Source organism: Nonomuraea sp. NPDC050547 (assembly GCF_044457345.1).
Lineage (GTDB): Bacteria > Actinomycetota > Actinomycetes > Streptosporangiales > Streptosporangiaceae > Nonomuraea.
Genome location: NZ_JBITGW010000018.1, coordinates 290,383 through 315,906 on the forward strand (window position 1 = coordinate 290,383; position 25,524 = coordinate 315,906).

Here is a 25,524-nt window from a genome sequence, read left to right on the forward strand (position 1 = left end):
GCGACGATGACAGAAAATTACCTTCAGATCAACGATTGTGAAGGAAAATGCCGTATGTCGCCTGACCTCCACCGACTCGCCATGGCCGTGCTCCAGCCTGGCTTCGAGGGGACCACCGCCCCCGACTGGCTGCGCAGGGCGCTCGGCGAGGGATTGGGGGGCGCCGTACTGTTCGCCCGCAACCTCCCGAGCGAACGCCTCATCCCCCAGATCCGCGCCGAGAACCCCGACACCGTGATCGCCGTCGACGAGGAAGGCGGCGTCGTCACCCGCTTCGAGGCCAGGTCGGGCAGCTCCTTCCCCGGCAACCGCGCGCTCGGCGTGGCCGACGACGAGGCGCTCACCGAGCGGGTCGGCAGGCAGATCGGCCGCATGCTGGCCGAGGCCGACGTCACCCTCGACTACGCGCCCTCCGTCGACGTCAACGCCAACCCCGCCAACCCGGTCATCGGCGTCCGCTCCTTCGGCCCTGCCCCCGACCTGGTGTCCAGGCACGCCGTCGCCTACATCCGCGGTCTCCAGAGCGCCGGGGTGGCCGCCTGCGCCAAGCACTTCCCGGGCCACGGCGACACCATCACCGACTCCCACCTGGCGCTGCCCACCGTGCACGCCTCCGTGGAGGAGCTGTGGGAGCGCGACCTGCCGCCGTTCCGCGCGGCGATCGCCGCCGGGGTGCGCTCGGTCATGTGCGGCCACCTGCTGGTGCCCGCCCTGGACCCGTCGCTGCCCGCGACGCTGAGCCGTACCGTGCTGACGGGGTTGCTGCGTGAGGAGCTCGGCTTCGACGGCATGCTCGTCACCGACGCGATCGAGATGAAGGCCGTCGCGGCCCGGTACACGCCCGGCGAGATCGCCGTGCGCGCGCTCGCCGCGGGCGTGGACGCCATCTGCGTCGGCATCACCACCGAGCGGGGCCTGCACGAACTGCGGGACGCGATCGCGGCCGCCGTGCGCTCCGGCGAGCTGGCCGAGTCGCGACTGGCGGAAGCGGCCGCGCGGGTGCGCGCGATCGCCGAGTGGTACGGCAAGCAGGACCGTTCGGCCGCCGAGGACCCCGGCGTGGGCCTGGAGGCGGCCAGGGCGGCGCTGACCGTCACCGGCGCCGCCACGCTGGCGGGGGCGCCGCTCGTCGTCGAGGTCAACACGCGGCTCAACCAGGCCGTCGACCCCTCGACGCCGACCGGCCTGACCGCGGCGCTGGCCGCCCGGCTGCCCGGCACCGAGCGGGTCGTGATGGCCGCCGAGGGCGAGCTGCCCGCCTTCGACGAGCGGCCCGTGGTGCTCGTGGTGCACGACTCGGCGCGGCACGACTGGGTCAGGGAGCGGATCGCGCAGGCCGTGCGGGCGCGCCCGGACGCGGTCGTCGTGGACACCGGCATTCCCGGCGAACCGGCGGGCGCCGCGTTCGTCGCGACCAACGGGCTCTCGCGCGTCTCGGCCGAGGCCGCGGCGGAATGGCTCACCACGTGAGCGAGCCGGCCAACCCGGTGGCGGCGGTGCGGGCCGTACTGCCGTCGCTGACTCCCGCCGCGCAGGCCATCGCCCGGATCATCCTCGACGATCCGGGCCTGGTCGTCAGGAGCACGATCACGGAGTTCAGCGCCGTCTCCGGCACCAGCGAGGCGACGATCGTGCGCACCGCCCGCGCGCTCGGCTTCGCCGGATACTCACAGATGCGCTTCGCGCTGGCCGCCGCGGTGGCCAAGGAGCCCGAACGGCTGGTGCCCGGCGACCTGGGCCCCGACGACCCGCTCACCGACGTGATCGCCAAGGTGGCCAGGGCCGAGTACGAGGCGCTGGCCGACACCGCCGCCCAGCTCGACCCCGACCAGCTCGACGAGGTCGTGGCGGCCATCGTCAGGGCACGCCGCGTGGACGTGTACGGCGTGGCCGCCTCCGGCCTGGTCGCCACCGACATGTCGCAGAAACTCCTGCGCATAGGCCTGTCCACCCACCCGTTCTGCGACGCCCACCTGGCGCTGACCAGCGCGGCCCTGCTGCGCGAGAACGATGTGGTGGTGGCGATCAGCTGCAGCGGCGAGACCCCGGACGTGCTCGTCCCGGCGAAGACCGGGAAGGACGCCGGGGCCACGCTCGTGGCCATCACCAACAACCCGCGCTCGTCCCTGGCGCACATGGCCGACCACACGCTGGTCTCGGCCGGTCGCGAGACCGCGTTCCGGCCGGGCGCGCTGGCCAGCCGGATCAGCCAGCTGCTCATCGTGGACTGCATCTTCGTCGGCCTTGCCCAGCGCACCTACGAGACCGCCGACGCCGCCATCCGCGCCACGAGGGAGGCCACCGACCGCTATCAGGGCCGCTAACGCCGGGGGTTGGGGCCCCGGTAGGGCAGGGTCTGACTGTAGACGAGGTTGGTGTTGGCGCTGCCGAACTCGGCCAGGTCGTTGACGATCTCTTCCAGGTGCGCCATCGAGGAGGCGGCGACCTTCATCACATAGCAGTCGTCGCCCGTGGTGCGCAGGCACTCCAGGATCTCCGGGCGCTGACCGAGCAGCCGGTGCAGTGGCTCGTGGCGGCTGCCCGGGTACTTCAGGCGCACGATGGCGAGCACCGCGTAGCCGACCGCCGCGAGGTCGACCGCGGCGGAGTAGCCGGTGATCACGCCGGTCGACTCCAGGCGCCGGACCCGTTCGGTGGTGGCCGAGGCGCTCAGGCTGACCCGGCGCCCCAGCTCGGACAGGGGGATGCGCCCGTCGCGCTGGAGCTCGGCCAGGATCGCCCAGTCGGTGGCGTCGAGATTCACGGCCATGGGTCCAAAATACCGGCGGATTCCCGGTGATCGCCCGCGTATGCCGTTGGGTCGGCCTTCCGGCTCCAGGCCGCCCGTGGATAGCCTGATCACGTGGAACTTGGCGTCAACGTACCCAACTTCGGGCCCGGCACCGACCCTGGCACTCTCCGGCGATGGGCGCAGACCGTCGAGGGGCTCGGATACGGGCTGCTCATGGTCTCCGACCACGTGGCCATCACGCCCGACGTGGCCGCGCAGTATCCCGCGCCCTTCTACGAGCCCTTCACCACGCTGTCCTGGCTGGCCGGGGTGACCGAGCGGGTCAGGCTCGGCACCACCGTGCTCATCGTGCCCTACCGGCATCCGCTGCTGGTCGCCCGGATGGCGGCCAATCTCGACCGGCTCAGCGGCGGGCGGTTCGTGCTGGGTGTGGGCGCCGGATGGGCGCGGCAGGAGTTCGAGGCGCTCGGCGTGCCGTACCAGGCACGAGGAAAGCTGACCGACGAGCATCTGCGGACCATCCGCTCGGCGTGGGCCGACACCGGCGACTACGGCGAGGGGGACATCCCCATCTGGGTGGGCGGCGGCGCCGACGCGGCGCTGCGCCGGGCGGTGCTGCTCGGCGAGGCCTGGCACCCGCTGCGCCTCACCCCGGCCGCGTTGCGCGAGCGTCTGTCGCGGCTGCATGAGCTCGCCGACGAGCTGGAACGGCCGGCGCCCGCGCTGGCCCCGCGCATCGTCCTGCGGCTGACCGACTCCCCCGAGACCGGCCAGGACCGCCCGGCGGGCGTCGGCACGATCGGCCAGATCCTCGGCGACCTGGAAGAACTGCGCTCGCTCGGCGCCCAGAGCGTCCTGCTCGACCCGTTCAACGGCGACCCGGACGAGACCCTTCACCCAGAGGTGGCCTGGCAGGCTCTGGCCACCGTCTCCGCACGATGGGAGCACCTGTGACACCCGACGAAGAAAGCCTGCTGCGCCGCGCCATCGCGCTGGCGGCCAAGGGCAGGGCCTCGGGCAACCCGCCCTTCGGCTCGCTGCTGGCCGCGGCCGACGGCAGCGTCCTGGTCGAGGACCACAACACCACGATCACCGACCGCGACATCACCGCGCACCCGGAGCTCAAGCTCGCCCGCTGGGCGGCGCGCGAGCTCGACCCGGCCACCGCGGCGGCCACCACGATGTACACGAGCTGCCAGCCCTGCGGCATGTGCGCCGGCGCGATCGAGCGCTCCGGCCTCGGCCGGGTCGTCTACGCGCTGTCCGGCGCCCAGCTCGACGGCCTCAAGTCGATCGTCACCTCGGCGGAGGTGCGCCTGGACGGCCCGGCGCTCTTCGACGAGGCCCGCGTCCCGGTGGAGGGCTACTACTGAGCCCGGATGAACTCGCGCAGGCGCCCCGCCTCCTCGGCCACGGCGGCGTCCTCCTCGTCCGACAGCGGGGTCAGCGGCTTCACGACCAGGTCCTGCCCGGCGACCGACCAGGTGCCGCGGACGAACCCGTCCACCAGGAACATGGGCACCCCGCCTGACGCGCCCTTGGCGAACCGCTTGCGGTGCTCCTCGCTGATCACCCGGGTGCGGTCGCGGTGGCCGAGCAGGGCGGTGTCGAACGCCGGCAGGAACCGTACCGGCACGGGCCGGTCGGGGTCGGCGATCGGGGCGCCGGGCAGGTCGAACAGCTCCTTGCCGCCCGGCCCCTCGTACACCGCCGGCTTCGGCCGCAGCCGGTCCACGATCTCGCGCAGCCGGGTCACGCCGGCCCAGGCCTGGATGTCCATCACGGTGGCCGGGCCGTACGCGGCGAGGTAGCGCAGCACCAGCGTCTCCAGCGCCGGTCCCGGCTCCATGGGCCGGCCCGTCCACTCCTCGGCCAGCGCCATCTCGATGCCCGTCCGGTTCCCCCACCGCCCCCAGGCCGCGGCGGGCGGCGTGTGCACCAGTGGCAGGAGCAGTTCCACCGCGTCGGCCAGCCGTCTGGGCACCGGTACCGGGAAGCGCTCGGCGAGCAGGGCGCCCAGCGCGCCCCGGGTGAGGCTGCGCCCGGCCAGCGCCGCCCGGCCCGCCTCGGCCAGCGCGGGCAGGTCGACTCCGGCGATCTCGTCGGCGTAGTAGGGGTGCGTGAGCGCCACCTCCACGATGGGCCGCACGCTCGGCCGCAACCACGCGAAGTCGGCGGCGTCGGCCAGGTGCATGGTCCTGCGCACCATCGTCGAGCGCACCACCGTGCGGCCGGCGACCAGCGACTCCAGGTCGGCACGGCGGAAACCCTCCACCCGCGACCACAGCCCGACGTACGGCCAGTTGGGCTCCTGGCCCTGCAGCACCACCACGTGCCGGATGACGTCGATCACGGACCTGCCGGTGCGCTCGGCCAGGAAGTGGCGTTCGAGCAGAGTCCGGTTGAGCTGGCGGAGGGAAATCGGCGTCATACCGCCATTAGTAGCAGCGAAGACCGACATAGGATTGTCGGGTACCGCTCCTTAACGTGGAGTCATGCTCATCAGCATCCACGCGCTGGTCCCCCGCGTCGAACGCCAGCACCGGCTGATCGAGGAGCTCAGGGCCACCGCGCCCCGGGGCCTCACCGCCGGGTCGCTGGCCGGGCGGCTGGGCGTCAGCGCGCGCACGGTCGAGCGCGACCTCGCCGACCTCCTGGAGGCCGGGGTGCCCGTCGTCTCCCGGCGCGGACCCGGAGGGGGCTACTCCATCGACGCCCGCTCCGTGCTGCCGCCGTTGATCTTCACACCCGGCGAGGCGGCCGCGCTGGTCGCCTCGCTGGCCGCCGTCGGGCCGCGCGCCTCGGCCGGCGCGCAGCGGGCGCTGGCCAAGCTCATCGACGCCCTGTGCCGGGACGGAGCCCCATGATCCTCGTGGAGAACCTCCGCAAGGCCTACCGGGGCGTCGTCGCCCTGGACGGGCTCGACCTGGACGTGGCGGAGGGCTCGATCACCGCGCTGCTCGGGCCCAACGGGGCAGGCAAGTCAACGGTGATCAGAATCCTGGCCACGCTCCTGCGGCCGGACTCCGGGCGGGCCGAGGTGGGCGGCAGGTCGGTGACGGCGCAGCCGTACCAGGTGCGTGCGCTCATCGGGCTGACCGGGCAGTTCACCGCGGTGGACGATCTGCTCACCGGGCGCGAGAACCTCGTGCTCGTCGGCCGTCTCTACCGCCTGTCGCGCAAGGAGGCCCACCGCCTGGCCGACGACCTCCTGACCGCCTTCGAGCTGGGCGCGGCCGCCGGACGCCGGGCCGGCACCTACTCCGGTGGCATGCGCCGCCGCCTCGACCTGGCCGCCAGCCTGATGACCCGGCCGCGCGCCCTCTTCCTCGACGAGCCCACCACCGGCCTCGACCCGCGCTCGCGCCGCACCCTGTGGTCGGCCATCCGGCGGCTGCCCGAGCAGGGCACCACGATCCTGCTCACCACCCAGTACCTGGAGGAGGCCGACCGCCTGGCCTCCGCCGTCACCGTCATCGACCGGGGCAGGGCCGTCGCCACCGGCACCCCTGAACAGCTCAAGGCCCGCGCCGGGGGCGCGCGCGCCGAGGTCGTCCTCGCCGACCCCCGCCAGGCCCCGGCCGCGATCGAGGCCATGAGCAGGTACGGCGCCCGCCCCACCCTGGAGGGCGAGACCATCACCGTCCCCGTGGCCGAGAGCGTGCTGCCCGACCTGCTGCGCGACCTCGACGCCGCCGGAGTGCCCATCACCGGCCTGGCCCTGCGCCGCCCCACCCTCGACGACGCCTTCCTCGCCCTCACCGGAGGAGACCGGTGAACCGGCTGACCGGCCCGCGATGGTGGCTGCGCGACGCCTGGCTGATGGCCGGCCGCAACACCAGGCGCATCGTGCGCGCCCCCGGCCTGCTGCTCATGTACGCGCTGATCCAGCCCGTCGTCTTCATCCTGCTGTTCGCCTACGTCTTCGGCGGCGCGATCGAGGTGCCCGGCGGCGACTACGTGCAGGCGCTCATCCCGGCCGTCTTCGTGCAGATGATCCTGTTCAGCTCGATCGGCGCGGTGGCCGTCGGCCTGGCCGAGGACATGCGAAACGGCGTCATGGACCGCTTCCGGTCACTGCCCATGACCCGCTCGTCGGTGCTGCTCGGCCGCATCGCCTCCGAGGTGCTGCGCGGCGTCATCACGCTGACCGTCATGCTCGGCTGCGGTCTGCTGGTGGGCTTCCGCTTCCACGGCTCGCCCGGCCGGATCGCGGCGGGGTTCGGGCTGCTGCTGGCGTTCGGCTTCGCCTTCTCCTGGGTGGCGGCGTGGATCGGGCTGATGGCCAGGAGCGGGGAGGCGGCCCAGGGCATGGGGCTGGTCTGGGTGCTGCCGTTCACGTTCGTCAGCTCGGCGTTCGTCCCCACCGCCACGATGCCGGGCCCGGTACGCGCGTTCGCCGACCACAGCCCGGTCACCGCTATGGTCGACACGCTCCGCGCCTGGTTCTCCGGCCGCGAGGCGGGCGAGGCCGCCCTCGTCACCGCGGTCTGGATACTCGCCCTGACCGCGGTCTTCATGACCCTGGCCGTGCTACGGCTGCGCCGTACGTCCGGCTGATTCCACGACGTTGGACAGCAGGAGGGCGCGCGTCATGGGGCCCACGCCGCCGGGGTTGGGGGTGAGGTGGCCGGCCACCTCGGCGACGTCGGGGGCCACGTCTCCGGCGATCTTGCCGTCCACCCGGGAGACGCCCACGTCGAGTACGGCCGCGCCCGGCTTCACCATGTCGGCGGTGATCAGCCCGGGTACGCCCGCCGCCGCCACCACGATGTCGGCCCTTCTGACGTGCCCGGCCAGGTCCTGGGTGCCGGTGTGGCACAGGGTGACGGTGGCGTTCTCGCTCCTGCGGGTCAGGAGCAGGCCGAGCGAGCGGCCCACGGTGATGCCGCGGCCCACCACGCAGACGTCGGCGCCCTTCAGCGGGATGCCGTACTCCTGCAGAAGCAGCACGATGCCGTGCGGGGTGCAGGGCAGCGGCGCGTCGACCATGTGGACCAGGCGCCCCAGGTTCACGGGGTGCAGGCCGTCGGCGTCCTTGGCGGGGTCCATGCGCTCCAGCAGCGCCATGGTGTCCAGGTGCTTCGGCAGCGGGAGCTGGACGATGTAGCCGGTGCACTCGGGGGCGGCGTTGAGCTCGTCGATGGCCGATTCCACCTCGGCCTGGGTGGCCGTCGCCGGCAGGTCCACGCGGATCGAGGTGATGCCGATCTCCTCGGAGTCGCGGTGCTTGCCCGCGACGTAGATCTGGCTGCCCGGGTCCTCGCCCACCAGGACGGTGCCGAGTCCGGGGGTGATGCCCCTGTCCTTCAGGGCTGCCACGTTGGTCGCCAGGTCTGCCTTGATCTTCGCGGCGGTGGCCTTGCCGTCGAGTTTCACTGCCGTCATGGCTCGCCATCCTGTCACGGCGCGAACTCCGCCGAGCCTCTGGGGATGAGCGTCACGGGGACGCGGACCTCGCGGGGTTCCGGGTGCGGTGACGACAGCAGGTCCATGACGGCGTTGCCGATGGCCTCCGGGTCCTGGGCCACGACGGTCAGCCCGGGGCGGAGCAGTTCGCCGAGTTCGAGGTCGTCGAAGGCCACCAGGGCCGGCCGGTCCTGAAGGTGGTCCAGTTGCCGCAGGGCCTCCACCGTCAGGCGGTTGTTGGCGGTGATCAGCGCGGTCACGGGGTCGGACGGGTCGAGCAGGGTCCGGAGGGCGGCGCCGACCGAGGAGGGGGTGGGGGCGCCGAGCCGTACCTCGTCCTCGTTGACCTGCAGGCCGCGCGCGGCCATGGCGGCGCGGAAGCCGGCCACCCGCTCGCGGGAGGTGAAGACGGCGGGGTCGTCGCCGAGGTAGCCGATGCGCCGATGGCCGTGGGCGGCGAGGTGGTCGACGGCCGCGCGGATGCCGCCGGTGTTGTCCGACAGTACGGCGTCGCAGGCGATCCCCTGGGCCGGCCGGTCCACGGCGCAGACCGGCAGCCCGTCGGCCATCTCGGGCAGGAGGTAGTCCTGCCGTTTGGCGATGGGCGCGATGATGAGCGCGTTGGGCCGGCGGGCGCAGAAGCCGAGGGCGACCTCGCGTTCGCGGGCGGGTTCGTCGTGGCTGGAGCCGATCATGACGACGAGTTCGCCGGTTTCCGCGCGGGTCTCGACGGCGCGGCCGATGGCGGCGAAGAACGGGTCGGCGATGTCGCGCACGACCATGGCGATCGCCTGGGAGCGGCCCTGGCGCAGCTGGCGGGCGCCTTCGTTGCGGCGGTAGCCGAGTTCGTGGATGGCCTGCCTGACCCGGTCGAGGGTGTCGGGGGCGACCGTGGACTCGCCGTTGACGACGCGCGAGACGGTCTTCAGGGCGACGCCCGCGGCCTGGGCCACGTCCTTCATGGTCGGACGGCGATGGAGCGGTGCTGACAACGGGGGACCTCGGATCGGACAGCGGTTTCGGGTAAGGGTAGGGGATGTGCCTGGCCAGCCAGAATGACATCGTTGTCATTCAAGATCGGATGACAACGTTGCCATCGGTTCGGCGAGCGCTTATCGTGACGGCGTCAGCGTCGCCCCCAGCGAGGAGTCCGCCTTGCCCGCTCGACTGTTGTCCGTGGAATCTACCGATCTGTTCGTGGGGTCGGAGGCCGCGCCGTACCAGATCTTGAAGGTCAGAGCCGCTCAGGGCGAGCAGGAGCAGGCGCTGGAGGTGCGCGGCGAGGGGGTCGCCCAGGCGCGGCCGGCGCGGGTGGGCGCCGGCGACGGCGAGGTGGTCGTGGAGGTGCCGCTCGACGTCTCCGTGGCTCCCGGGGCGGTCGTGTCCATCGTTGTCACCCTGGGCGGGGAGGTGCTGGAGGCCGAGTTCACCGCCGAGGAGCCGGGGTGGACGATGTTCCTGGTCTCGCACTTCCACTACGACCCGGTCTGGTGGAACACGCAGGCCGCCTACACCAGCCCGTGGGAGTTCCTGTCCGGGGACTCCACGACCCGGCCGCTCTGGGAGCGCAACGCGTTCGCGCTGGTGGAGGCGCACATCGAGCTGGCGCTGCGCGATCCTGACTACAAGTTCGTGCTGGCCGAGGTGGACTATCTCAAGCCGTTCTTCGACACCCACCCCGAGCGCAGGAACGACCTGCGCGCGCTCATGGCCGCCGGGCGGGTCGAGCTCCTCGGCGGCACCTACAACGAGCCCAACACCAACCTGACCGGCGCCGAGACCACGATCCGCAACATCGTCTACGGCGTCGGCTACCAGCGCGACATCCTCGGCGGCGACCCGCGCACCGCCTGGCAGCTCGACGCCTTCGGGCACGATCCGCAGTTCCCCGGCTACCTGGCCGCCGCCGGGCTGACCGGCAGCGCGTGGGCCCGCGGCCCGTTCCACCAGTGGGGCCCGATCAGCAAGAACTTCAAGGAGGCCAAGAACGACGCCACCTTGATGCAGTTCCCCAGCGAGTTCGAGTGGATCTCGCCGTCGGGGCTGGGCGTGCTGACGCACTACATGCCCGCGCACTACTCCGCGGGCTGGTGGATGGACTCCTCGCCCTCGCTGGAGGAGGCCACGCAGGCCGTCTTCGAGCTCTACCGCGCGCTGAAGCCCGTCGCCGCCTCGAAGAACATCCTGCTGCCCGTCGGCACCGACTACACGCCGCCGAACAAATGGGTCACCGACATCCACCGCACCTGGGCCGAGCACTACGTGTGGCCGAAGTTCGTCTGCGGCACGCCGCGCGACTTCCTGGACGCCGTCCGCGCCGAGATCACGTCCTTCAGCCCGCAGACCCGGGACATGAACCCCGTCTACACCGGCAAGGACGTCTCCTACATCGACACCAAGCAGGCCCAGCGCGCCGCCGAGGTGGCCGCGCTGGACGCCGAGCGGCTGTCGGTGTTCGCCGCCCTGCTCGGCCACGGCGGCTACCCGCACACCGCGCTGGACAAGGTCTGGCGGCAGCTCGCCTACGGAGCCCACCACGACGCGATCACCGGCTCGGAGTCCGACCAGGTCTACATCGACCTGCTCACGGGCTGGCGAGAGGCGTACGACCTGGCCGCCGAGGCCCGCGACCAGGCGCTCGACGCCCTGACCTGCCAGATCTCCGCCGACGGCCGCGGCGTCGTGGTGACGAACACGCTGTCGTTCGCGCGCGACGGCCTGGTGTCGGTACGGCTCGCGCCCGGCCTCACCGTCGAGGGCGTGCCCTCGGTCACCGAGGACGGCACCACGACCTTCCTGGCCGGGGACGTGCCGTCGATGGGCTGGCGCACCTATCCGGTTGTTTCAGGAAACAGCGGGGTCTGGGTGGGCGACAGCGGTACCACGATCGAGAACGAGCGATGGCGGATCCAGGCCGACCCCGCCCAGGGCGGCACGCTCACGTCCGTCCACGACAAGGCGGACGGCCGGGAGATCCTCACCGGGCTCGGCAACGAACTGCGCCTCTACGAGGAATACCCCGCCCACCCCGACATGGGCGAGGGCCCCTGGCACCTCATGCCCAACGGGCGCTCCACCGGATCGAGCACGACCGCCGCGACCGTCCGCGCGGAATCCAGCCCGCTGGGCCGGCGGCTGATCGTCACCGGCCGGGTCGGCGAGCTCGCCTACGAGCAGACGATCACCCTGCTGACCGGCTCCGACCGGATCGACTTCGGCACCCGCGTCCTCGACTACACCGGCGCCGACCGGCTCCTGCGGGTCAGCTTCCCCGCCGGCGTGCCCGGCGCGCTGCCGGTCTCCGACGTCGCCGGCGCCGTCGTCGGCCGCGGCTTCGCGCTGCCCGACGTGGACACCGCCGAGCACCCCTGGACGCTCGACAACCCGGCCAACACCTGGTTCGGCCTGTCCGCGACGGCCCGTGTCGACCTCGGCGAGGCGGGCTCGCGGGCGCTCGGCGTCGCCGAAGTGGTCGTCCCGTCCCCGGAGGACGCGCCGAAGGCGCGCGAGCTGGTCGTGGCGCTCGCCCGCGCGGGCGTGACCGCCACCACCTCCACCGCCTCCGGCAGCAGGTACGGCTGGCTGGACGTCGACTCGAACCTGCCCGACTTCCGCGTCATCATCGGCGGCCCGCAGGACAACCCACTGGCCGACGAGCTGCTGTCCCGCAGCGACCCCGCCTACCTGGACGCGTTGAAGTCCGGCGCCCCGCTGGTCTGGGTACCGGCGGAGAAGCCGCTGGCCGAGGTGTGGCAGCCCAGCGCGGACCTGCGCGACGTACGCTCCCTGCCGGCCCTGGTCGTGGCCGGGCCGGTGAGCGAGCTGGTGGCCGACCTGGCCGACGCGCGGATCACGGCCGTCTGCCCGGCGGGCACCGAGGAGCTGGAGGACCGGACGGTGGCGCTGCTCACCTACGGGCTGCCCGGGTTCGCGGTGGATCCTGCCGGGGCGCTGCATCTGTCGCTGATGCGCTCGTGCACCGGGTGGCCTTCGGGGATCTGGCTGGATCCGCCCCGCCGTACGACGCCCGACGGGTCGGGGTTCCAGCTGCAGCACTGGACGCACGAGTTCCACTACTCGCTGGTGGCCGGGCAGGGCGACTGGCGGGAGCTGAACCTGCCGGCGGCCGGGCAGGAGTTCGTCACGCCGATGCTGCCCCGGGTGGTCGAGGCCCGGCAGGGCACACTGCCGCCTGCTCACTCGCTGCTGAGCGTCTCGCCCGCCCGCGACGTGCTGTTCGGCACCGTCAAGGCCACCGGGAACCCGCACGCCCACGGCACGCTCGACCGGCCGGACGGCGTCACGATCCGGCTGGTGGAGTCGACCGGGCTGGGCTCCACGGCCTCCCTTGACTCACCGGTGCTCCCCCTGGACGGGCTCGTCCGCTCCGACCTGCTGGAATCCTCCCGCGTGCCCGGCGCCTCGCTGGAGCTGTCGGGCTCCGAGGTGGCGACGTTCATCGCGCCCGTTCCTCTGGGCGACGCGGAGTCCGGCGCGGTCGCCGAGATCGCCCAGCCCGTCTACAGCCGCTACTGGCTGCACAACAAGGGTCCCGCCCCGCTCGGCTACCTGCCGCTGTCGGTCGCCGTCACCCCCGGCCTGGTCACGCCCACCGGTCCGTTCGAGGTCGAGGTGGTCGTCGCGGGCCGCCACGCCCACGAGGGCGTCGTGGACGTTCAGGTCCCGGACGGCTGGGCCGTGACTCCCGAGCGCCGTCCGTTCCGCCTGGAGGCCGACGGCCACGTGCGCTTCACCGCCACCGTCACCCCCGCCCCCGGCCAGGGCCTCCACTACGTCTCCGCCCGCACCCTCGCCCACGGCCAGCTCATCGAGGACGTCGCCACCGTGGCGCTCGGCGAGGCCCCCGAACTCCCGGTCGCCGGGACGCCGCCCGAGGACGACTGGGCCGCCGCCCAGGGCACCAAGGCCGCCGAGGGCCGCGCCACCGGCCTGACGGTCACGATGGCCGCGGAGTCGCTCTCCCTCCGTCCCGGCGCACGCGACACGGTCACGGTACGGCTGGCCAACACCACCGCCGGTGAGATCCGCGGCGAGGCCCAGCTGGCGGCGCCCTGGGGAACGTGGGAGATGCTGCCCCAGGTCATCCGCGGCTTCACCGTGCCCGCCGGGCAGAGCGTCGAGGTGGACTTCCCCGTGGAGGTGCCGCAGGACGCGGCGCCCGGCCATGCTTGGGCTCTCGCGAAGGTGATGTGGTTCGGCCGGTGCCAGTACGCGCCGGTCGTGCGGCTGGAGGTGACCCGATGAGCCATGGCCACGGACATGGGCACGGACATGAACATGGACATGAACACGGACACGGCGTCGAGCGGGCGCCCGTCCGCACCCGCCCGCCCGCGACCGGAGCGCCGTCCGCGCCCGGCGTGGGCGCGGTGATCGGCTGGGTCGGCGGCCGGCCGATCCCCCGCGAACCCCTCGACCGGCGCGTCGCCGAACTGCGCGACGGGCCGCTCAGCGCCGCGCTGCCGGTGCCGGGCAGCTCCGAGGACCGGCAGTTGGCCCGCTGGCTGACCCAGGTGATCCTGACCGAGGTGTTGTGCGAGGACGAGGCGCTGCGGCTGGGGTTGCCCCCGGTCGAAGGTCCCGCCCTGGACCGGCTGGCCGCGGTCGAGCTGGGCTCCATCAACGCCTCCGCCTACAACGGCAGCCCGTGGGTGAAGGCGCTGTTCGAGCACGTCCGGGCGGAGGTTCCGACGGCCTGGCGGGCTCGGTCCGCCACGCCTGCCGCGGAGGTCGCCGAGGTACGCCACCGCCTCTACGCGGAACGGCCCGCCGCCTGGTCTTCAGAGGAACTGGAGTCCCTGGGGGAGGTCGCGCTCGCCACCCTGCCCGCCGCCGTGGCCGAGGCCTTGGGCGGGCAGCCGTACGGAACCCTGGCCGGGCCGGTCGAGGACGCCCTGGGCTGGCACGTGGCCGTCGCCCTTCCCGCCTCCGGCCGGGCGGGCGTACCGGATGGGGGGCTGGAATCGGCCGCCCGGCGGCGAGCGTTCGCGCGGTGGCTGGACCGGCTGCGGGCCGAGCGGGTGGAGCTCGTGCCGGGTCTTGAACACCCGGGCGACCCGCGCCAGCCCGACAACCATCACAAGCACTGATGGGCAGCGTTCTCGCGATCGACATCGGCGGCACCAAGCTGGCCGCCGCGCTGGTCGACGACCGGGGGGCGGTGCTGCGCGACGGCACCGTCCCCACGCCGCGCGACGACGTGATGGACGCGCTCGCCGGCCTCGTCCGCAAGGTCACGGAGGGCGGCCCCCGGCCGCTGGCGGTCGGCATCGGCAGCGCCGGGCCGCTCGACGCGGTCGCGGGCACGGTCAGCCCGGTGAACATGCCGAGCTGGCGCGGCTTCCCGCTGCGCGACCGGGTGGGCGAGCTCACCGGGCTGCCCACGGTGCTGGCCGGGGACGCGCAGTGCTTCGCGGTCGGCGAGCACTGGCTGGGCGCCGGCCGGGGCAGCGCGTCGCTGCTCGGCATGGTGGTGTCCACCGGCATCGGCGGCGGACTGGTGATCGACGGTGTCCCGCTGCTCGGCCCCACCGGAAACGCCGGACATGTCGGCCACATGACCGTGGACCCGTACGGCGAGGAATGCGAGTGCGGCGGCCGAGGCTGCGTCGAACGCTACGCCAGCGGGCCCAACCTCGTCCGCTGGGCCCGCGAACACGGCTGGACCGGCGCCGACGCCAAAGACCTGGCCGCCGACGCCGGGAACGGCGACGCGACGGCCGTCGCCGCCTTCGAACGCGGCGCCCGCGCGCTGGCCGCGATGATCGCGTCCATGGCCGCCGCGGTCGAGGTGAGCACCGTGGTCATCGGCGGCGGCGTGGCCGGGGCGGGCGAGGTCCTGTTCGAGCCGCTGGAGCGCGCCATCGCGGAGGTGGCGGGACTCGCGTTCGTGAAGGCGGTCGAGGTCCGCCCCACCACGCTCGGCGTCCGGGCGGCCCTCGCCGGCGCCGCCAGGCTCGCCTGGACTACTCTCGCTCCGCCGCCTGAGCCTCGCGGCGCTCGATGATGCGGCGCGTGAACGGGATGCGCTCCACGGCCTTCACGCCCAGGTACGCGCCGAGGAAGGCGAGCCCCACCAGGACGAACGGACTGGTCGCGAAGTCCATCGTCGCCACGTAGGCGCGCAGGATCACATCGAGCATCGAGGCACTCCGGGAGAGGAAACCGGCACGGAGCCATCAGGGTAACCGGATTTTTGCCGCTCTTTGACCACAAAATCCACACCCGGGAGCCCAGGTGTGGATTCAGCGTGATCAGTGGAAGAAGTGCCGGGTTCCGGTGAAGTAGAGGGTGATGCCGGCCTTCTCGGCTGCGGCGATGACCTCCTCGTCACGGACCGACCCGCCAGGCTCCACGACCGCCTTCACACCGGCCTCGATGAGCACCTCCAGCCCGTCGGCGAACGGGAAGAACGCGTCCGAGGCCGCCACGGAGTCGGCGGCCCGCTCGCCCGCCCGCGTCACCGCGAGCCGGCAGGAGTCGACCCGGTTGACCTGGCCCATGCCCACGCCGACCGTGGCGCGGTCGCTGGCCAGCAGGATCGCGTTCGACTTGACCGAGCGGCTCGCCCGCCACGCGAACTCCAGGTCCGCCAGCACCTCGGGCGAGGCCGCCGCGCCCGCCTTGAGCTCCCACCGCGCCGCCGCGTCACCGGGCGCGTCGATCCGGTCGACCTGCTGCACCAGCAGCCCGCCGTCGATGCGGCGGAACTCCGTCGGGTTCGCCGGGCCCTGCGGGCAGACCAGCAGGCGCAGGTTCTTCTTCTTCGTCAGTACGGCCAGCGCGTCCTCGGCGAACGCCGGGGCCACCACGACCTCGGTGAACACCTCGGCGATCTGCCCGGCCAGCTCCGCCGTGACCTCGCCGTTGACCGCGATGACGCCGCCGTAGGCGGAGACCGGGTCGCAGGCGTGCGCCTTGCGGTGAGCCTCCGCCACGTCGGCGCCGGTGGCGATGCCGCACGGGTTCTGGTGCTTGATGATCGCCACGCAGGGCTCGGTGAAGTCCCAGGCGGCACGCCAGGCGGCGTCGGCGTCGAGGTAGTTGTTGTAGGACATCTCCTTGCCGTGGAGCTGCCGGGCGTCGGCCAGGCCGCCTTCGCCCTCGGTGTAGAGCCTGGCCTCCTGGTGCGGGTTCTCGCCGTAACGCAGCACCGCCTTGCGCTCCCAGGCAGCGCCCAGGAAGCCGCCGTCACCGGCGTACACGTCGGCGAACCAGGTCGCCACGGCCACGTCGTACGCGGCGGTGTGCGCGTAGGCGGCGCCGGCCAGGTTCCTGCGCTGCTCCAGCGTGAAACCGCCCTCCTCCAGGGCCGCGTGGATCCCGGAGTAGCCGGCGGGATCGACGACGACCGCGCAGGTGGCGTGGTTCTTCGCGGCGCCGCGGATCATCGCGGGGCCACCGATGTCGATCTGCTCCACGCACTCCTCAGGAGAGGCGCCGGAGGCCACCGTCTGCCGGAACGGGTACAGGTTGACCACGACCAGCTGGAACGGATCGATCTCCAGCTCGTCGAGCTGCGCCACATGATGCGGCTTGGTGAGGTCGGCCAGCAGGCCCGCGTGGACGCGCGGGTGCAGGGTCTTGACCCGGCCGTCGAGGCACTCGGGGAAGCCGGTCAGCTGCTCCACCTTGGTGACCGGGATGCCGGCCGCGGCGATGGCGGCTGCCGTACCCCCGGTGGAGACGATCTCGACGCCGGCGGCGTCGAGAGCCCGCGCGAGCTCCTCAAGCCCCGACTTGTCGTATACCGCGATCAGCGCCCGCCTGAGAGCGATCCGTCGCCCAAGGCCTCCTTCGTCGGCCTTGAACGACAGTGTGCTCCGCTGATCTGTTCCCTCGCTGCGCTCAGTCACGCGCCCCTCCAATGATCACTGTCCGCCCGTGGACGGCCCAGCCTTCTCGGGCCATGCGGCCCACGATGTCGACGAGCAGCTCCCGCTCGACGGTCTTGATGCGCTCGTGCAGCGTCGCCTCGTCGTCGCCGTCGAGAACCTTCACGGTCTCCTGCGCGATGATCGGGCCGGTGTCGACGCCCGCGTCGGCCAGCATCACGGTGCAGCCGGTGACCTTGACGCCGTGGGCGAGCGCGTCCCGCACCCCATGCGCGCCGGGGAACGACGGCAGCAGCGCGGGGTGGGTGTTGAGCACGGGGTACGCCTCCAGCGTGGGCGCGCCGAGGATCTTCATGAAGCCGGCCGAGACCACCAGGTCGGGTTCGTGCTCCGCGATGCGCGCCGCGAACGCCTCATCCCATTCGGCCCGGCCGGGGTGATCGCGCAGCTTCTCCACGAACGTCGGGACCTGTGCGCGTTCCGCCCTGGCGAGCCCTTCGATGCCGTCCCGGTCCGCACCCACCGCCACCACACACGCTCCGTACGCCGGGTCGGCGGAAGCGTCCAGCAAGGCCTGTAGGTTGGTGCCAGAGCCGGAAACGAGGACGACGAGCCGCCCAGCCTTAGACACGCGCACTCCAATTGGAAGCCGGGATGGGCTGACAGCGTATCTGCTCACTCGCCCGGCGACGCAGAGGAGGTCAGGTGTCGACACCTGTTCAGGCGCCGGCAGGCCAGCAGCCCGCGGAATCCGCGGGACGCCGCGCGATCTGGTTGTCCATCGCAGCGCTGGCCATGACGTTCATGCTGCCCCTCGCCGGGCTGGTGATGGCCGTCTTCGCCATGATGACCGGCATACGGGCGCTGCCGTTGCTACGCGCCTCCAAGAAGCCCACCGGGACCGCGACCGGCGGCATCGCCGTCTCCACCGTGGCCCTGGTGCTGTCGGCCATCGCGACCGCGTTGCAGCTGTACCTGATGGACGAGTACTCCGCCTACCAGGAGTGCATGAAGGGGGCGGGGACGGTGGCGTCGCAGGGCGAGTGCTACACCCAGTTCCGGGACGCCACGGAGAAGAAGCTGCCGCCGGAGGTCCTCCGCATCCTCAACACCGTCCAGCCCTGACCACCCGGCCTGACACGCCCACGCAGCCCCGGACCCGCGAGCCTCCACCCCCGGCACCCCGGATCGCCTCCAAGGCAGCCTCGGGGTCGCCGGGTCCGGGGCCTCGCGGGCGCTCCAGGCCAAGCGCTCCGCGGCTCACCCACACGCTCTGGCATGCAGGGCTTGTCCCCGGCTCTTCGGGGTGGCGGCGCCCAAAGGGTCGGCCGGGTGGTTGTGCCTGGGATTGCTAGTCGCGGTCCCAGGCGTAGGGGTCGATGTAGATGACGTGGCCGCCCCGGTCGTCCGACTCGTCGATGATGTCGCGGCGCGGTGGGCGGTCGGGTTCGCGGCGGATGTGGGGGGCGGTGTCGGCCCCGGCCGCCGAGGCGTGCTCGTCCTGCCAGTCGTCGCGGATCACCGGGATCGCCTGCGTGTCCGCCTCGGTGGCGTCCATCCAGTGGCCTGGCAGCGGGCGCGCGTCGGCTTCTGCCAGGCCGACCTTGCTGGCGGCCTTCGCGAGTACGGCACCGGCCTTGCGCACCGGCGTGGCCGCCTTGTCCAGCGGCTTGCGTGCCTTCCTGTTCAGCAGCAACCAGTTGGCCACCCCGGCGGAGATGCCCGCCGCGACCCCGACCTCCAGGCAGATCGAGAGCGCCACCTCCCAGGGCGACGGCCCGACCGCGGCCAGCCGTCCACCCCGCAGCGGCCCGCCGGACAACGCCGCCAGCAACCCCGCCACCAGCCCGGTGCTCACCCCGGAGAAGAACCCCCACAGCGGAGCCACCTCATACGACGGCGACGGCGCGATCCGCGCCACCATGACCCCCGCCACCGCCCCGGCCGCGAACGGCAGCGCGATCACCGCCATCATCGGCGCCGGCACGGGCCCGCTGTCGGGCAGCGCCCCGAGCAGCGGCAGGCTGGGTACCATCCCAAGTTGCACCCCGGTGGGCGCGACGAGCGTACCCGTGCCGAAAGCGAACCCCGGACCGGCGATGTACGACATCGCCCACACCACGGCGTTGGGCAGGTAAAGCCCCTGGACGAGCAGCAGCAGCGCCCCGCCCACGAACCCGGTCGACAGTTGCCCGGACAGCGCCCTGACGTCGCCGAAGTTCAGGGCGACGGCCACGACCACGAGCACCAGCCCGCCGGCCAGCATGATCGCGGTGGCGACGGCCGTACCCACGGTGACCGCGCGCACCCGCTCGGGCAGCAGCCGCAACATCGACCGCCACGGCCCGATCGTCCGCGCGGTGGCCAGCGCCCCCACGACGAACGCCAGCAGAAAGTGGCTCAGCAGCGCCTCGCCGATGTAGGGCTGGGTGATGTCGTTGCGCGCGACCAGCGCGATCAACCCCGCCAGCAGCGCGTACGGCGCAGCCAGCGAGACCCCCGCCTGCGCCACGAGGATCAGCTGGGCGCGGCGGCGGGCGTTGGCCTTCTCCTTGGGCGAGTTCTTGGGCAGCCGGGCGGGCAGCCGCAACCGCAGATCGGCGTCCCTGGCCATCCACCGCCCGGCTTTGTACAGCAGGAAGGCCGGCAGAACGAGCAACCCCAGCGGCAGCAGCCCGACCCGCCCACCGGGAATCGCGAACCCGGCGTGGTGCGCCGCCAGCCAGAGCTGCGCCGCGGTACGGAACACCCCCGGCAGACCCGGCCCCAACGCCCCGCGGGGCGCCGCCATCCAGCCGATCAGGGTGAGGGTGGTGAGGACCGCCAGCCCGACGCCCAACGTGCAGGCGGCGGCCAGCATGCCCGACACCGGCAGCGGCCGCCTGGACTCGTCGTCGTCGCCAGTGACCCCGGGGATCTTGCCGAGGACGGCGCGGGGAGCCGTCCGTAGCTGGTCGAGTAGCGCCGTCACGGGAACCTATTTTCCTCAACTTTGACGCCTACACCCCCATCGCCGCGCCGTCCGGGCTGCTATTAGTCCCCTTTACGCCTTCCAACCAGCAAGATCTCCCACGAGGAGGTGGGGTTCCAGGCGCTCTCACGCCTCGCGATCCCTGAAGCGGATTGCCCGTCTGGGTTGCCCGGCGGAAGCGGCGGCGGGGCCGTACACCCGGGAAAAGCCGAAACCCCCGCGCGCCGGAAAGGCGACGCGGGGGCTCGGTGAAAGCGGTGCGGCTCAGCGGGCCTGCATGATCTCCCGCATCAGCCGGGCGGTCTCGGACGGCGTCTTGCCGACCCGGACGCCGACCTTCTCCAGGGCTTCCTTCTTGGCCTGCGCCGTTCCGGCCGAACCCGAGACGATGGCGCCGGCGTGGCCCATCGTCTTGCCCTCCGGCGCGGTGAAGCCGGCCACGTAGGCGACCACGGGCTTGGTGACGTGCTGCTCGATGTAGGCCGCTGCCCGCTCCTCGGCGTCGCCGCCGATCTCACCGATCATCACGACCGCGTCGGTTCCCGGGTCGTCCTGGAACGCCTGGAGCGCGTCGATGTGCGTGGTGCCGATGACCGGGTCGCCGCCGATGCCGACCGCGGTGGAGAAACCGAAGTCGCGCAGCTCGTACATGAGCTGGTAGGTGAGCGTGCCGGACTTCGACACCAGGCCGATGCGGCCCTGGGGCGTGATGTCGGCGGGGATGATGCCGGCGTTGGAGGCGCCGGGCGAGGCGATGCCGGGGCAGTTCGGACCGATGATGCGGGTCTTGTTGCCCTTTTCGACGGCGTAGGCCCAGAACTCGGTGGAGTCGTGAACCGGGACGCCCTCGGTGATGACCACACAGAGCGGGATCTCGGCGTCGATGGCCTCCTTGACCGCGTCCTTGGTGAACGCCGGGGGCACGAAGACGACCGACACGTCGGCGCGGGTGGCCTCCATGGCCTCCTTGACCGTGCCGAAGACGGGCAGGTCGAGGTGGGTGGTGCCGGCCTTGCGGGCGTTGACGCCGCCCACGACGCGGGCGCCGGCGGCGAGCATGCGCTTGGCGTGCTTGGTGCCCTCACCGCCGGTCATGCCCTGGACGATGATCTTGCTGTTCTCGGTCAGCCAGATTGCCATTACGCACCTACCGCAGCGAGCTGGGCGGCGCGCTTGGCCGCGTCGTCCATGGTGTCGACCAGTTCGACGCCCTTGAGCTTGGCGTCGTGCAGGATCTGCCGTCCGAGGGCGGCGTTGTTGCCGTCGAGGCGGACCACCAGCGGGTGGGTCACGGCCTCGCCGCGCTCCTCCAGGAGCTTGAACGCCGCGACGATGCCGTTGGCCACGGCGTCGCAGGCGGTGATGCCGCCGAAGACGTTCACGAAGATCGACTTTACGGCCGGGTCGGAGAGGATGATCTCCAGGCCGGAGGCCATGACCTCGGCCGAGGCGCCGCCGCCGATGTCGAGGAAGTTGGCGGGCGACGGCTTGCCGGCGAAGGCCTCACCGGCGTAGGCGACCACGTCGAGCGTGGACATGACCAGGCCGGCGCCGTTGCCGATGATGCCGACGTTGCCGTCGAGCTTGACGTAGTTGAGGTCCTTCTCCTTGGCCTTGGCCTCAAGAGGGTCCTCTGCCGCCTTGTCGGCGAACTTCTCGTGGTCCTTCTGGCGGAACTCGGCGTTGTCGTCGAGCGTGACCTTGCCGTCGAGCGCCTTCACCTGGCCGTCGGCCGACAGGATCATCGGGTTGACCTCGACCAGCGTGGCGTCCTCGTCGACGAAGCAGCACCAGAGCTTCTCGATGAGCTCGGCGGCGCCGTCCAGCGACTTCTCCGGCAGGCCGCCGGCCACGGCGATCTCGCGCGCCGTGGCGCGGTCGATGCCCTTGATGGCCGAGACGGGCACCTTGGCGACCTTCTCGGGGGTGCTGTGGGCGACCTCTTCGATGTCCATGCCGCCCGCTGCCGAGCAGATCGCCAGGAATGTCCGGTTGGCACGGTCGAGCAGGAAGGAGAAGTAGTACTCCTCCGCGATCGCGCTGGCCTCCTCCACAAGCACCTTGTGGACCGTGTGGCCCTTGATGTCCATGCCCAGGATGGCGGTGGCCTTGTCCACGGCGTCGGCGGCGTCGTCGGCCACCTTGACCCCGCCGGCCTTGCCGCGCCCACCGGTCTTCACCTGGGCCTTGACCACGACACGGCCGGTCAGCTGTTCAGCCGCCGCGCGTGCTTCCTCCACGGTGTGGGCGACGATGCCGCGCGGCACCGGGATGCCGTAGTCCGCGAAGAGCTCCTTCGCCTGATGTTCGAACAGGTCCACGAGGGTCCGTCCTTGCTATTCCGACTGAGTGTTCGACGGCCCGGGCCACCCCGTGCGTGCCGGGCGTTTTCCGCCAACGAAGCCTAGCCCCAAGCTTGACCTGCCCAGGTCATCGGGTCACGCGAATCCCGTGATGTGACAGTGATCTCACCCCGCGATGATGCCCTGGCATATGTCAATAAGGGGGCATAAATGAGGCGATTGATCGCCGTTGCCGCGGCGGCTGCCGCGATGGTCGTGGCTCCTCCGGCGTTCGCCCAGGTCAAACCGGTGGACGCGCTGAAGAAGCAGTTCGTCGCCGGTCAGGGCGTCAGGATCAAGGAGACCTCGCGTACCTGGGTGGACAAGCAGGACTACATCGGCGTCGTACGCGAGGGCGCCGCGGCCTTCGGGCCGAAGGGCGTCGTCGCCGCCGAGGGCGAGCGCACCCCGGTGCTCGGCCCGGTGCTCAAGAAGCAGTTCGCCGCCCAGGCGAAGAAGGACCCGAAGGCGGCCGACATGGTCGACCTGCTGACCCAGCGGACGTACATGGTCAGCTCGGGCAAGCACTACTACATCCACGGCGGGCTCTTCTCCAGGGCGCTGCCCGACGACAAGTTCTGGATCCGCGGCGACGGCGACCCGTCCTTCGCGATCATGGGCGACCAGCTCATCAACGTGCTGGAACCGGCCACGCTCAAGCACCTGCTGGCCACCGGCAAGCACACGGGCCCGCGCTACCGCGGCTCGCTCACCTTCGCCCAGTTGCACAAGGTCTCGCCGTCCTTCCGCACCCTGATGCCCGGGATCTCGTACGGCGAGATCGGAAAGTCGCGCATCTCGTGGCGGCTGACTCTCGGTGAGGGGCAGCTCCCCCAGCGTCTGGCGATCGACTGGACGATGCCGCTGACCAAGAAGGCGACCATCAAGGGCACGACCGAGACCAGGTACTCCGACTGGGGCGCCGACATCTCCGTCAAGACGCCGACCGCCGAGTCGATCATCAGCCTCGATGACCTGGTCGACCACATCCTGAAGCCGCCGACGCCGATCGACGAGGACTACGTCGCGGTGCCGCCGAGCGACGACGGCACGGTGCAGTAGGGGCTCACGGGGCCGGAGTTCTGCATGGTTTCTGCATGGAAACTCCCATAACAGATGGGTTGGCGGAGACATTGCCGTGATCTCCGATTGCCAAGCTTCGGCCCCATGAAGCGCATCTTCGCCGGCGTCGCCCTCACCGTGGCCGCCGCAGCCCTCACCGCCGCCCCCGCTCAGGCGGCAGCGCCCAAGGACCCCGTTGTGGCGCTCAAGAAGCAGTTCGTCGCGGGAACCGGTGTGAAGTTCGTCGACCGCACCATCCTCGCCAACGGGGGTCAGCGCGAGATCTTCATGCGCCGCACCGGCACCTTCGCCTTCTCGAAGGCCGGCCTGGCCGCCTCGGACATCACGGGCAAGTTCAACTTCAAGCAGTCCGACCTGCCTGAGGACACCCCCGATCTGATCAAGGGCTTCTTCGCGACGGAGCGGACCATCCGCATCGGCACCACGTCGTACATCTCCGGCGGCATGTTCGGCACCCTGCTTCCCGAAGACAAGACGTGGATCAAGTTCCCCAAGGGCCCGACCGGCGGGCTCACCGGCCTCTACGGCCAGATCGTCAACATCACCGAGCCGAACACGCTGAAGACCCTGCTCAAGAGCGGCAAGGCGATCAAGGGTGGCTACGCGGGCGCCATCACGGTCGGGCAGCTGAACAAGGTCTCCGCCTGGTACCGGGCCTCGCTCTTCGATAAGCCGAGCAAGAAGCAGCAGAAGGTCGTCATCAGCTGGAAGCTGCAGCTTGACGGCAAGGGCCTGCCGAAGCGCCTGGTCACCACGTACTCGCCGGCCGCGATCGGCATGGACGCCGAGGGCAAGGAGACCCTGAGCGTCGACACCCGCTACACCGGCTGGGGCTCCAAGGTCACGGTCACGGCACCGCCCGCCGACGAGGTCACCACCGAGTTCAAGGACGGCACCAGCGAGATCCCCGACGGCCTGACGCTGCCCAACGGCGACGTCGTCGCCAAGTAGCTTTTCGGCAGTTTCCCGCAGTCACGGCGGGGCCGCGCCCACCGCGCCCCGCCGTACCCACGCCCGGCCTCGAGCGCCGGCCGGCAGTCTCACGTGGTCCCCGCCGTGACGCCGCCCCCTTGACCGGCCGACGGCGGTCACGCCAGGCGTGTGTCCCGGATCCTCGCCCACTCCAGCGAGTGCCGGATCCCCTCGGCGACCGAGTGCTCGGCCGTCCAGCCCAGGAGTTCACCGGCCAGCGTGCTGCGGGTGTAGGCGCCGGCCACGTCCCCGGGCCTGGCGCCGGTCTCGACCACCTCGACGGGCCGGTCCACGACCGCGTTGAACGCGTCCGCCAGCTCCCTCACCGTCGTGCCCTCGCCCGTGCCCAGGTTGATCACCCGAGCCCGCGAGATGACCGTGTCGAACCGCTTGAGCGCGGCCACGTGCGCGGTGGCCAGGTCCCAGACGTGGATGTAGTCGCGGATGCCGGAGCCGTCGCGGGTCGGCCAGCCGGTGCCGGTGATCTGGAAGGGCTCCCCCAGCTCGTACGCCTCGATCATCTTGCCCAGCGCGTGGCTCGGGCGGCGCAGTTGCAGGCCGGTGCGCATCTTCGGGTCGGCGCCGATCGGGTTGAAGTAGCGCAGCGACAGCACGTCGATCGGCTGTGTGGCCGCGACGTCGGCGAACATCGCCTCACAGTGCGCCTTGGTGCGGGCGTAGGGGCTCTGCGGGCCGAGGGCGGACTCCTCGTCCACGGTGAAGTCGTCGCCCGCCCGGTAGATCGAGGCGGACGAGCTGAAGATCAGGCGGCGGCAGCCGTTCCTGAGCAGGTGGTCCACGAAGTCGAGGCTCTTGGAGACGTTGGCGCGGTAGTAGCCGACCGGGTCGGCCACCGAGTCGGGCACGACGATCAGCGCGGCGCAGTGGATGACCGCCTCGATGTCCGGGTGGTCGGCGAAGATCCGGTCGATCAGCGCGCCGTCCGCGATGTCGCCTTCGTAGAAGTCCCGCTCCTCGGCGAACTCTCTGCGCCCCGTCACCAGGTTGTCCAGGATGACCGGGGCGATGCCCGCGTCCTGGCACGCCGAGGCGATCGTGCTGCCGATGTAACCCGCTCCACCGCTGATGAGTACTCGCACAGCCCGCACCCTACCCACCGCGACTCAAGCGTCGCGCCAA

The 25,524-nt window shown here is 71.8% G+C and carries 24 protein-coding genes; 13 read left to right on the plus strand and 11 right to left on the minus strand.

The window, feature by feature from the left end; translation table 11 throughout:
- Positions 1-54: 54 nt before the first annotated feature.
- A complete protein-coding gene (locus ACIBHY_RS39200) occupies positions 55-1,470 on the plus strand; it encodes a glycoside hydrolase family 3 protein (RefSeq protein WP_397309334.1) in 1,416 nt (471 codons plus the stop codon).
- Positions 1,467-2,324, plus strand: a complete 858-nt coding sequence (locus ACIBHY_RS39205) for a MurR/RpiR family transcriptional regulator (RefSeq protein ID WP_397256490.1) — start codon at positions 1,467-1,469, stop codon at positions 2,322-2,324. Before ACIBHY_RS39200 ends, ACIBHY_RS39205 begins: the two co-directional genes overlap by 4 nt.
- Here the strand turns inward: ACIBHY_RS39205 and ACIBHY_RS39210 are convergent.
- Positions 2,321-2,770 carry an Lrp/AsnC family transcriptional regulator gene (locus tag ACIBHY_RS39210; RefSeq protein WP_379610072.1) on the minus strand — a complete coding sequence of 150 codons (450 nt, stop codon included), beginning with the start codon at positions 2,768-2,770 and terminating at the stop codon, positions 2,321-2,323. The two genes, ACIBHY_RS39205 and ACIBHY_RS39210, sit on opposite strands and share 4 nt — an antisense overlap.
- Before the next feature lie 93 nt (positions 2,771-2,863).
- On the opposite strand from ACIBHY_RS39210, the gene ACIBHY_RS39215 reads away from it, so the two are divergent.
- Together ACIBHY_RS39215 and ACIBHY_RS39220 are read left to right on the plus strand one after the other, a co-directional pair.
- Entirely contained in the window at positions 2,864-3,706 is an 843-nt protein-coding gene (locus ACIBHY_RS39215) for an LLM class flavin-dependent oxidoreductase (protein ID WP_397256493.1), read from the plus strand.
- The gene (locus ACIBHY_RS39220) at positions 3,703-4,125 is read left to right on the plus strand and encodes a nucleoside deaminase (RefSeq protein ID WP_397309335.1); all 423 of its coding nucleotides are present in this window, start codon (positions 3,703-3,705) and stop codon (positions 4,123-4,125) included. The genes ACIBHY_RS39215 and ACIBHY_RS39220 overlap by 4 nt, the downstream gene beginning before the upstream one ends.
- Here ACIBHY_RS39220 and ACIBHY_RS39225 read toward each other — a convergent pair.
- Entirely contained in the window at positions 4,119-5,183 is a 1,065-nt protein-coding gene (locus ACIBHY_RS39225) for a winged helix DNA-binding domain-containing protein (protein WP_397256496.1), read from the minus strand. The two genes, ACIBHY_RS39220 and ACIBHY_RS39225, sit on opposite strands and share 7 nt — an antisense overlap.
- A gap of 64 nt (positions 5,184-5,247) precedes the next feature.
- Between ACIBHY_RS39225 and ACIBHY_RS39230 the strand changes: the two genes are divergently transcribed.
- The 3 genes from ACIBHY_RS39230 to ACIBHY_RS39240 are packed head-to-tail and all read left to right on the plus strand — an operon-like array spanning position 5,248 to position 7,312.
- Positions 5,248-5,619, plus strand: a complete 372-nt coding sequence (locus ACIBHY_RS39230) for a helix-turn-helix transcriptional regulator (RefSeq protein WP_397256498.1) — start codon at positions 5,248-5,250, stop codon at positions 5,617-5,619.
- The gene (locus ACIBHY_RS39235; RefSeq protein ID WP_397256500.1) at positions 5,616-6,530 is read left to right on the plus strand and encodes an ATP-binding cassette domain-containing protein; all 915 of its coding nucleotides are present in this window, start codon (positions 5,616-5,618) and stop codon (positions 6,528-6,530) included. Before ACIBHY_RS39230 ends, ACIBHY_RS39235 begins: the two co-directional genes overlap by 4 nt.
- Positions 6,527-7,312 carry an ABC transporter permease gene (locus ACIBHY_RS39240; RefSeq protein WP_397256502.1) on the plus strand — a complete coding sequence of 262 codons (786 nt, stop codon included), beginning with the start codon at positions 6,527-6,529 and terminating at the stop codon, positions 7,310-7,312. The genes ACIBHY_RS39235 and ACIBHY_RS39240 overlap by 4 nt, the downstream gene beginning before the upstream one ends.
- Here ACIBHY_RS39240 and ACIBHY_RS39245 read toward each other — a convergent pair.
- Together ACIBHY_RS39245 and ACIBHY_RS39250 are read right to left on the minus strand one after the other, a co-directional pair.
- The gene (locus tag ACIBHY_RS39245; RefSeq protein WP_397256504.1) at positions 7,286-8,140 is read right to left on the minus strand and encodes a bifunctional methylenetetrahydrofolate dehydrogenase/methenyltetrahydrofolate cyclohydrolase; all 855 of its coding nucleotides are present in this window, start codon (positions 8,138-8,140) and stop codon (positions 7,286-7,288) included. The genes ACIBHY_RS39240 and ACIBHY_RS39245 overlap by 27 nt on opposite strands.
- 14 nt (positions 8,141-8,154) lie before the next feature.
- Positions 8,155-9,123, minus strand: a complete 969-nt coding sequence (locus tag ACIBHY_RS39250) for a LacI family DNA-binding transcriptional regulator (RefSeq protein ID WP_397256506.1) — start codon at positions 9,121-9,123, stop codon at positions 8,155-8,157.
- Positions 9,124-9,337: 214 nt separating this feature from the next.
- Between ACIBHY_RS39250 and ACIBHY_RS39255 the strand changes: the two genes are divergently transcribed.
- Genes ACIBHY_RS39255 through ACIBHY_RS39265 form a run of 3 tightly spaced genes read left to right on the plus strand, consistent with a single transcriptional unit; the run spans position 9,338 to position 15,188 of the window.
- A complete protein-coding gene (locus ACIBHY_RS39255; protein WP_397309336.1) occupies positions 9,338-13,426 on the plus strand; it encodes a glycoside hydrolase family 38 C-terminal domain-containing protein in 4,089 nt (1,362 codons plus the stop codon).
- Positions 13,423-14,271 (plus strand): hypothetical protein, encoded by an 849-nt coding sequence (locus tag ACIBHY_RS39260; protein ID WP_397309337.1) that lies wholly within the window; start codon positions 13,423-13,425, stop codon positions 14,269-14,271. The genes ACIBHY_RS39255 and ACIBHY_RS39260 overlap by 4 nt, the downstream gene beginning before the upstream one ends.
- Positions 14,271-15,188 carry an ROK family protein gene (locus ACIBHY_RS39265; protein WP_397309338.1) on the plus strand — a complete coding sequence of 306 codons (918 nt, stop codon included), beginning with the start codon at positions 14,271-14,273 and terminating at the stop codon, positions 15,186-15,188. The genes ACIBHY_RS39260 and ACIBHY_RS39265 overlap by 1 nt, the downstream gene beginning before the upstream one ends.
- Here the strand turns inward: ACIBHY_RS39265 and ACIBHY_RS39270 are convergent.
- The 3 genes from ACIBHY_RS39270 to purN form a co-directional block, all read right to left on the minus strand.
- Entirely contained in the window at positions 15,148-15,324 is a 177-nt protein-coding gene (locus ACIBHY_RS39270; protein WP_397093627.1) for a hypothetical protein, read from the minus strand. The genes ACIBHY_RS39265 and ACIBHY_RS39270 overlap by 41 nt on opposite strands.
- A gap of 111 nt (positions 15,325-15,435) precedes the next feature.
- A complete protein-coding gene (gene purH, locus ACIBHY_RS39275; protein ID WP_397256739.1) occupies positions 15,436-16,998 on the minus strand; it encodes a bifunctional phosphoribosylaminoimidazolecarboxamide formyltransferase/IMP cyclohydrolase in 1,563 nt (520 codons plus the stop codon).
- A 31-nt stretch (positions 16,999-17,029) separates the two neighbouring features.
- Entirely contained in the window at positions 17,030-17,647 is a 618-nt protein-coding gene (gene purN / locus ACIBHY_RS39280) for a phosphoribosylglycinamide formyltransferase (protein WP_397256513.1), read from the minus strand.
- Positions 17,648-17,721: 74 nt separating this feature from the next.
- Between purN and ACIBHY_RS39285 the strand changes: the two genes are divergently transcribed.
- Entirely contained in the window at positions 17,722-18,141 is a 420-nt protein-coding gene (locus ACIBHY_RS39285) for a hypothetical protein (protein ID WP_379630580.1), read from the plus strand.
- 226 nt (positions 18,142-18,367) lie between these two features.
- Here ACIBHY_RS39285 and ACIBHY_RS39290 read toward each other — a convergent pair whose 3' ends face one another.
- The 3 genes from ACIBHY_RS39290 to sucC form a co-directional block, all read right to left on the minus strand.
- Positions 18,368-19,987, minus strand: coding sequence for a DUF6350 family protein (locus ACIBHY_RS39290; protein ID WP_397256515.1), 1,620 nt, complete (start codon positions 19,985-19,987; stop codon positions 18,368-18,370).
- Between the two features lie 264 nt (positions 19,988-20,251).
- Positions 20,252-21,127 carry a succinate--CoA ligase subunit alpha gene (gene sucD, locus ACIBHY_RS39295; protein ID WP_379610089.1) on the minus strand — a complete coding sequence of 292 codons (876 nt, stop codon included), beginning with the start codon at positions 21,125-21,127 and terminating at the stop codon, positions 20,252-20,254.
- Positions 21,127-22,308: an ADP-forming succinate--CoA ligase subunit beta gene (sucC, locus tag ACIBHY_RS39300; protein WP_397093621.1), complete on the minus strand. Its 1,182-nt coding sequence runs from the start codon at positions 22,306-22,308 to the stop codon at positions 21,127-21,129. The genes sucD and sucC overlap by 1 nt, the downstream gene beginning before the upstream one ends.
- Before the next feature lie 192 nt (positions 22,309-22,500).
- Between sucC and ACIBHY_RS39305 the strand changes: the two genes are divergently transcribed.
- Complete coding sequence (locus tag ACIBHY_RS39305; RefSeq protein ID WP_397093620.1) at positions 22,501-23,391, plus strand: hypothetical protein; 891 nt, start codon at positions 22,501-22,503, stop codon at positions 23,389-23,391.
- Between the two features lie 105 nt (positions 23,392-23,496).
- Complete coding sequence (locus tag ACIBHY_RS39310) at positions 23,497-24,363, plus strand: hypothetical protein (RefSeq protein WP_397256519.1); 867 nt, start codon at positions 23,497-23,499, stop codon at positions 24,361-24,363.
- A 137-nt stretch (positions 24,364-24,500) separates the two neighbouring features.
- Here ACIBHY_RS39310 and galE read toward each other — a convergent pair whose 3' ends face one another.
- On the minus strand, positions 24,501-25,484 hold the full coding sequence (galE, locus tag ACIBHY_RS39315; protein WP_397309339.1) for a UDP-glucose 4-epimerase GalE: 984 nt from the start codon (positions 25,482-25,484) through the stop codon (positions 24,501-24,503).
- Between the last annotated feature and the right edge of the window lie 40 nt (positions 25,485-25,524).

What these genes read in the sequence shown, in the direction of transcription:
- ACIBHY_RS39200 (WP_397309334.1), top strand. Translation starts at nt 55, where the DNA reads ATGTCGCCTGACCTCCACCGACTCGCCATGGCCGTGCTCCAGCCTGGC.
- ACIBHY_RS39210 (WP_379610072.1), bottom strand. Translation starts at nt 2,770, where the DNA reads ATGGCCGTGAATCTCGACGCCACCGACTGGGCGATCCTGGCCGAGCTC.
- ACIBHY_RS39225 (WP_397256496.1), bottom strand. Translation starts at nt 5,183, where the DNA reads ATGACGCCGATTTCCCTCCGCCAGCTCAACCGGACTCTGCTCGAACGC.
- ACIBHY_RS39230 (WP_397256498.1), top strand. Translation starts at nt 5,248, where the DNA reads ATGCTCATCAGCATCCACGCGCTGGTCCCCCGCGTCGAACGCCAGCAC.
- ACIBHY_RS39235 (WP_397256500.1), top strand. Translation starts at nt 5,616, where the DNA reads ATGATCCTCGTGGAGAACCTCCGCAAGGCCTACCGGGGCGTCGTCGCC.
- ACIBHY_RS39245 (WP_397256504.1), bottom strand. Translation starts at nt 8,140, where the DNA reads ATGACGGCAGTGAAACTCGACGGCAAGGCCACCGCCGCGAAGATCAAG.
- ACIBHY_RS39250 (WP_397256506.1), bottom strand. Translation starts at nt 9,123, where the DNA reads ATGAAGGACGTGGCCCAGGCCGCGGGCGTCGCCCTGAAGACCGTCTCG.
- ACIBHY_RS39260 (WP_397309337.1), top strand. Translation starts at nt 13,423, where the DNA reads ATGAGCCATGGCCACGGACATGGGCACGGACATGAACATGGACATGAA.
- ACIBHY_RS39265 (WP_397309338.1), top strand. Translation starts at nt 14,271, where the DNA reads ATGGGCAGCGTTCTCGCGATCGACATCGGCGGCACCAAGCTGGCCGCC.
- ACIBHY_RS39270 (WP_397093627.1), bottom strand. Translation starts at nt 15,324, where the DNA reads ATGCTCGATGTGATCCTGCGCGCCTACGTGGCGACGATGGACTTCGCG.
- sucD (WP_379610089.1), bottom strand. Translation starts at nt 21,127, where the DNA reads ATGGCAATCTGGCTGACCGAGAACAGCAAGATCATCGTCCAGGGCATG.
- ACIBHY_RS39305 (WP_397093620.1), top strand. Translation starts at nt 22,501, where the DNA reads ATGAGGCGATTGATCGCCGTTGCCGCGGCGGCTGCCGCGATGGTCGTG.
- ACIBHY_RS39310 (WP_397256519.1), top strand. Translation starts at nt 23,497, where the DNA reads ATGAAGCGCATCTTCGCCGGCGTCGCCCTCACCGTGGCCGCCGCAGCC.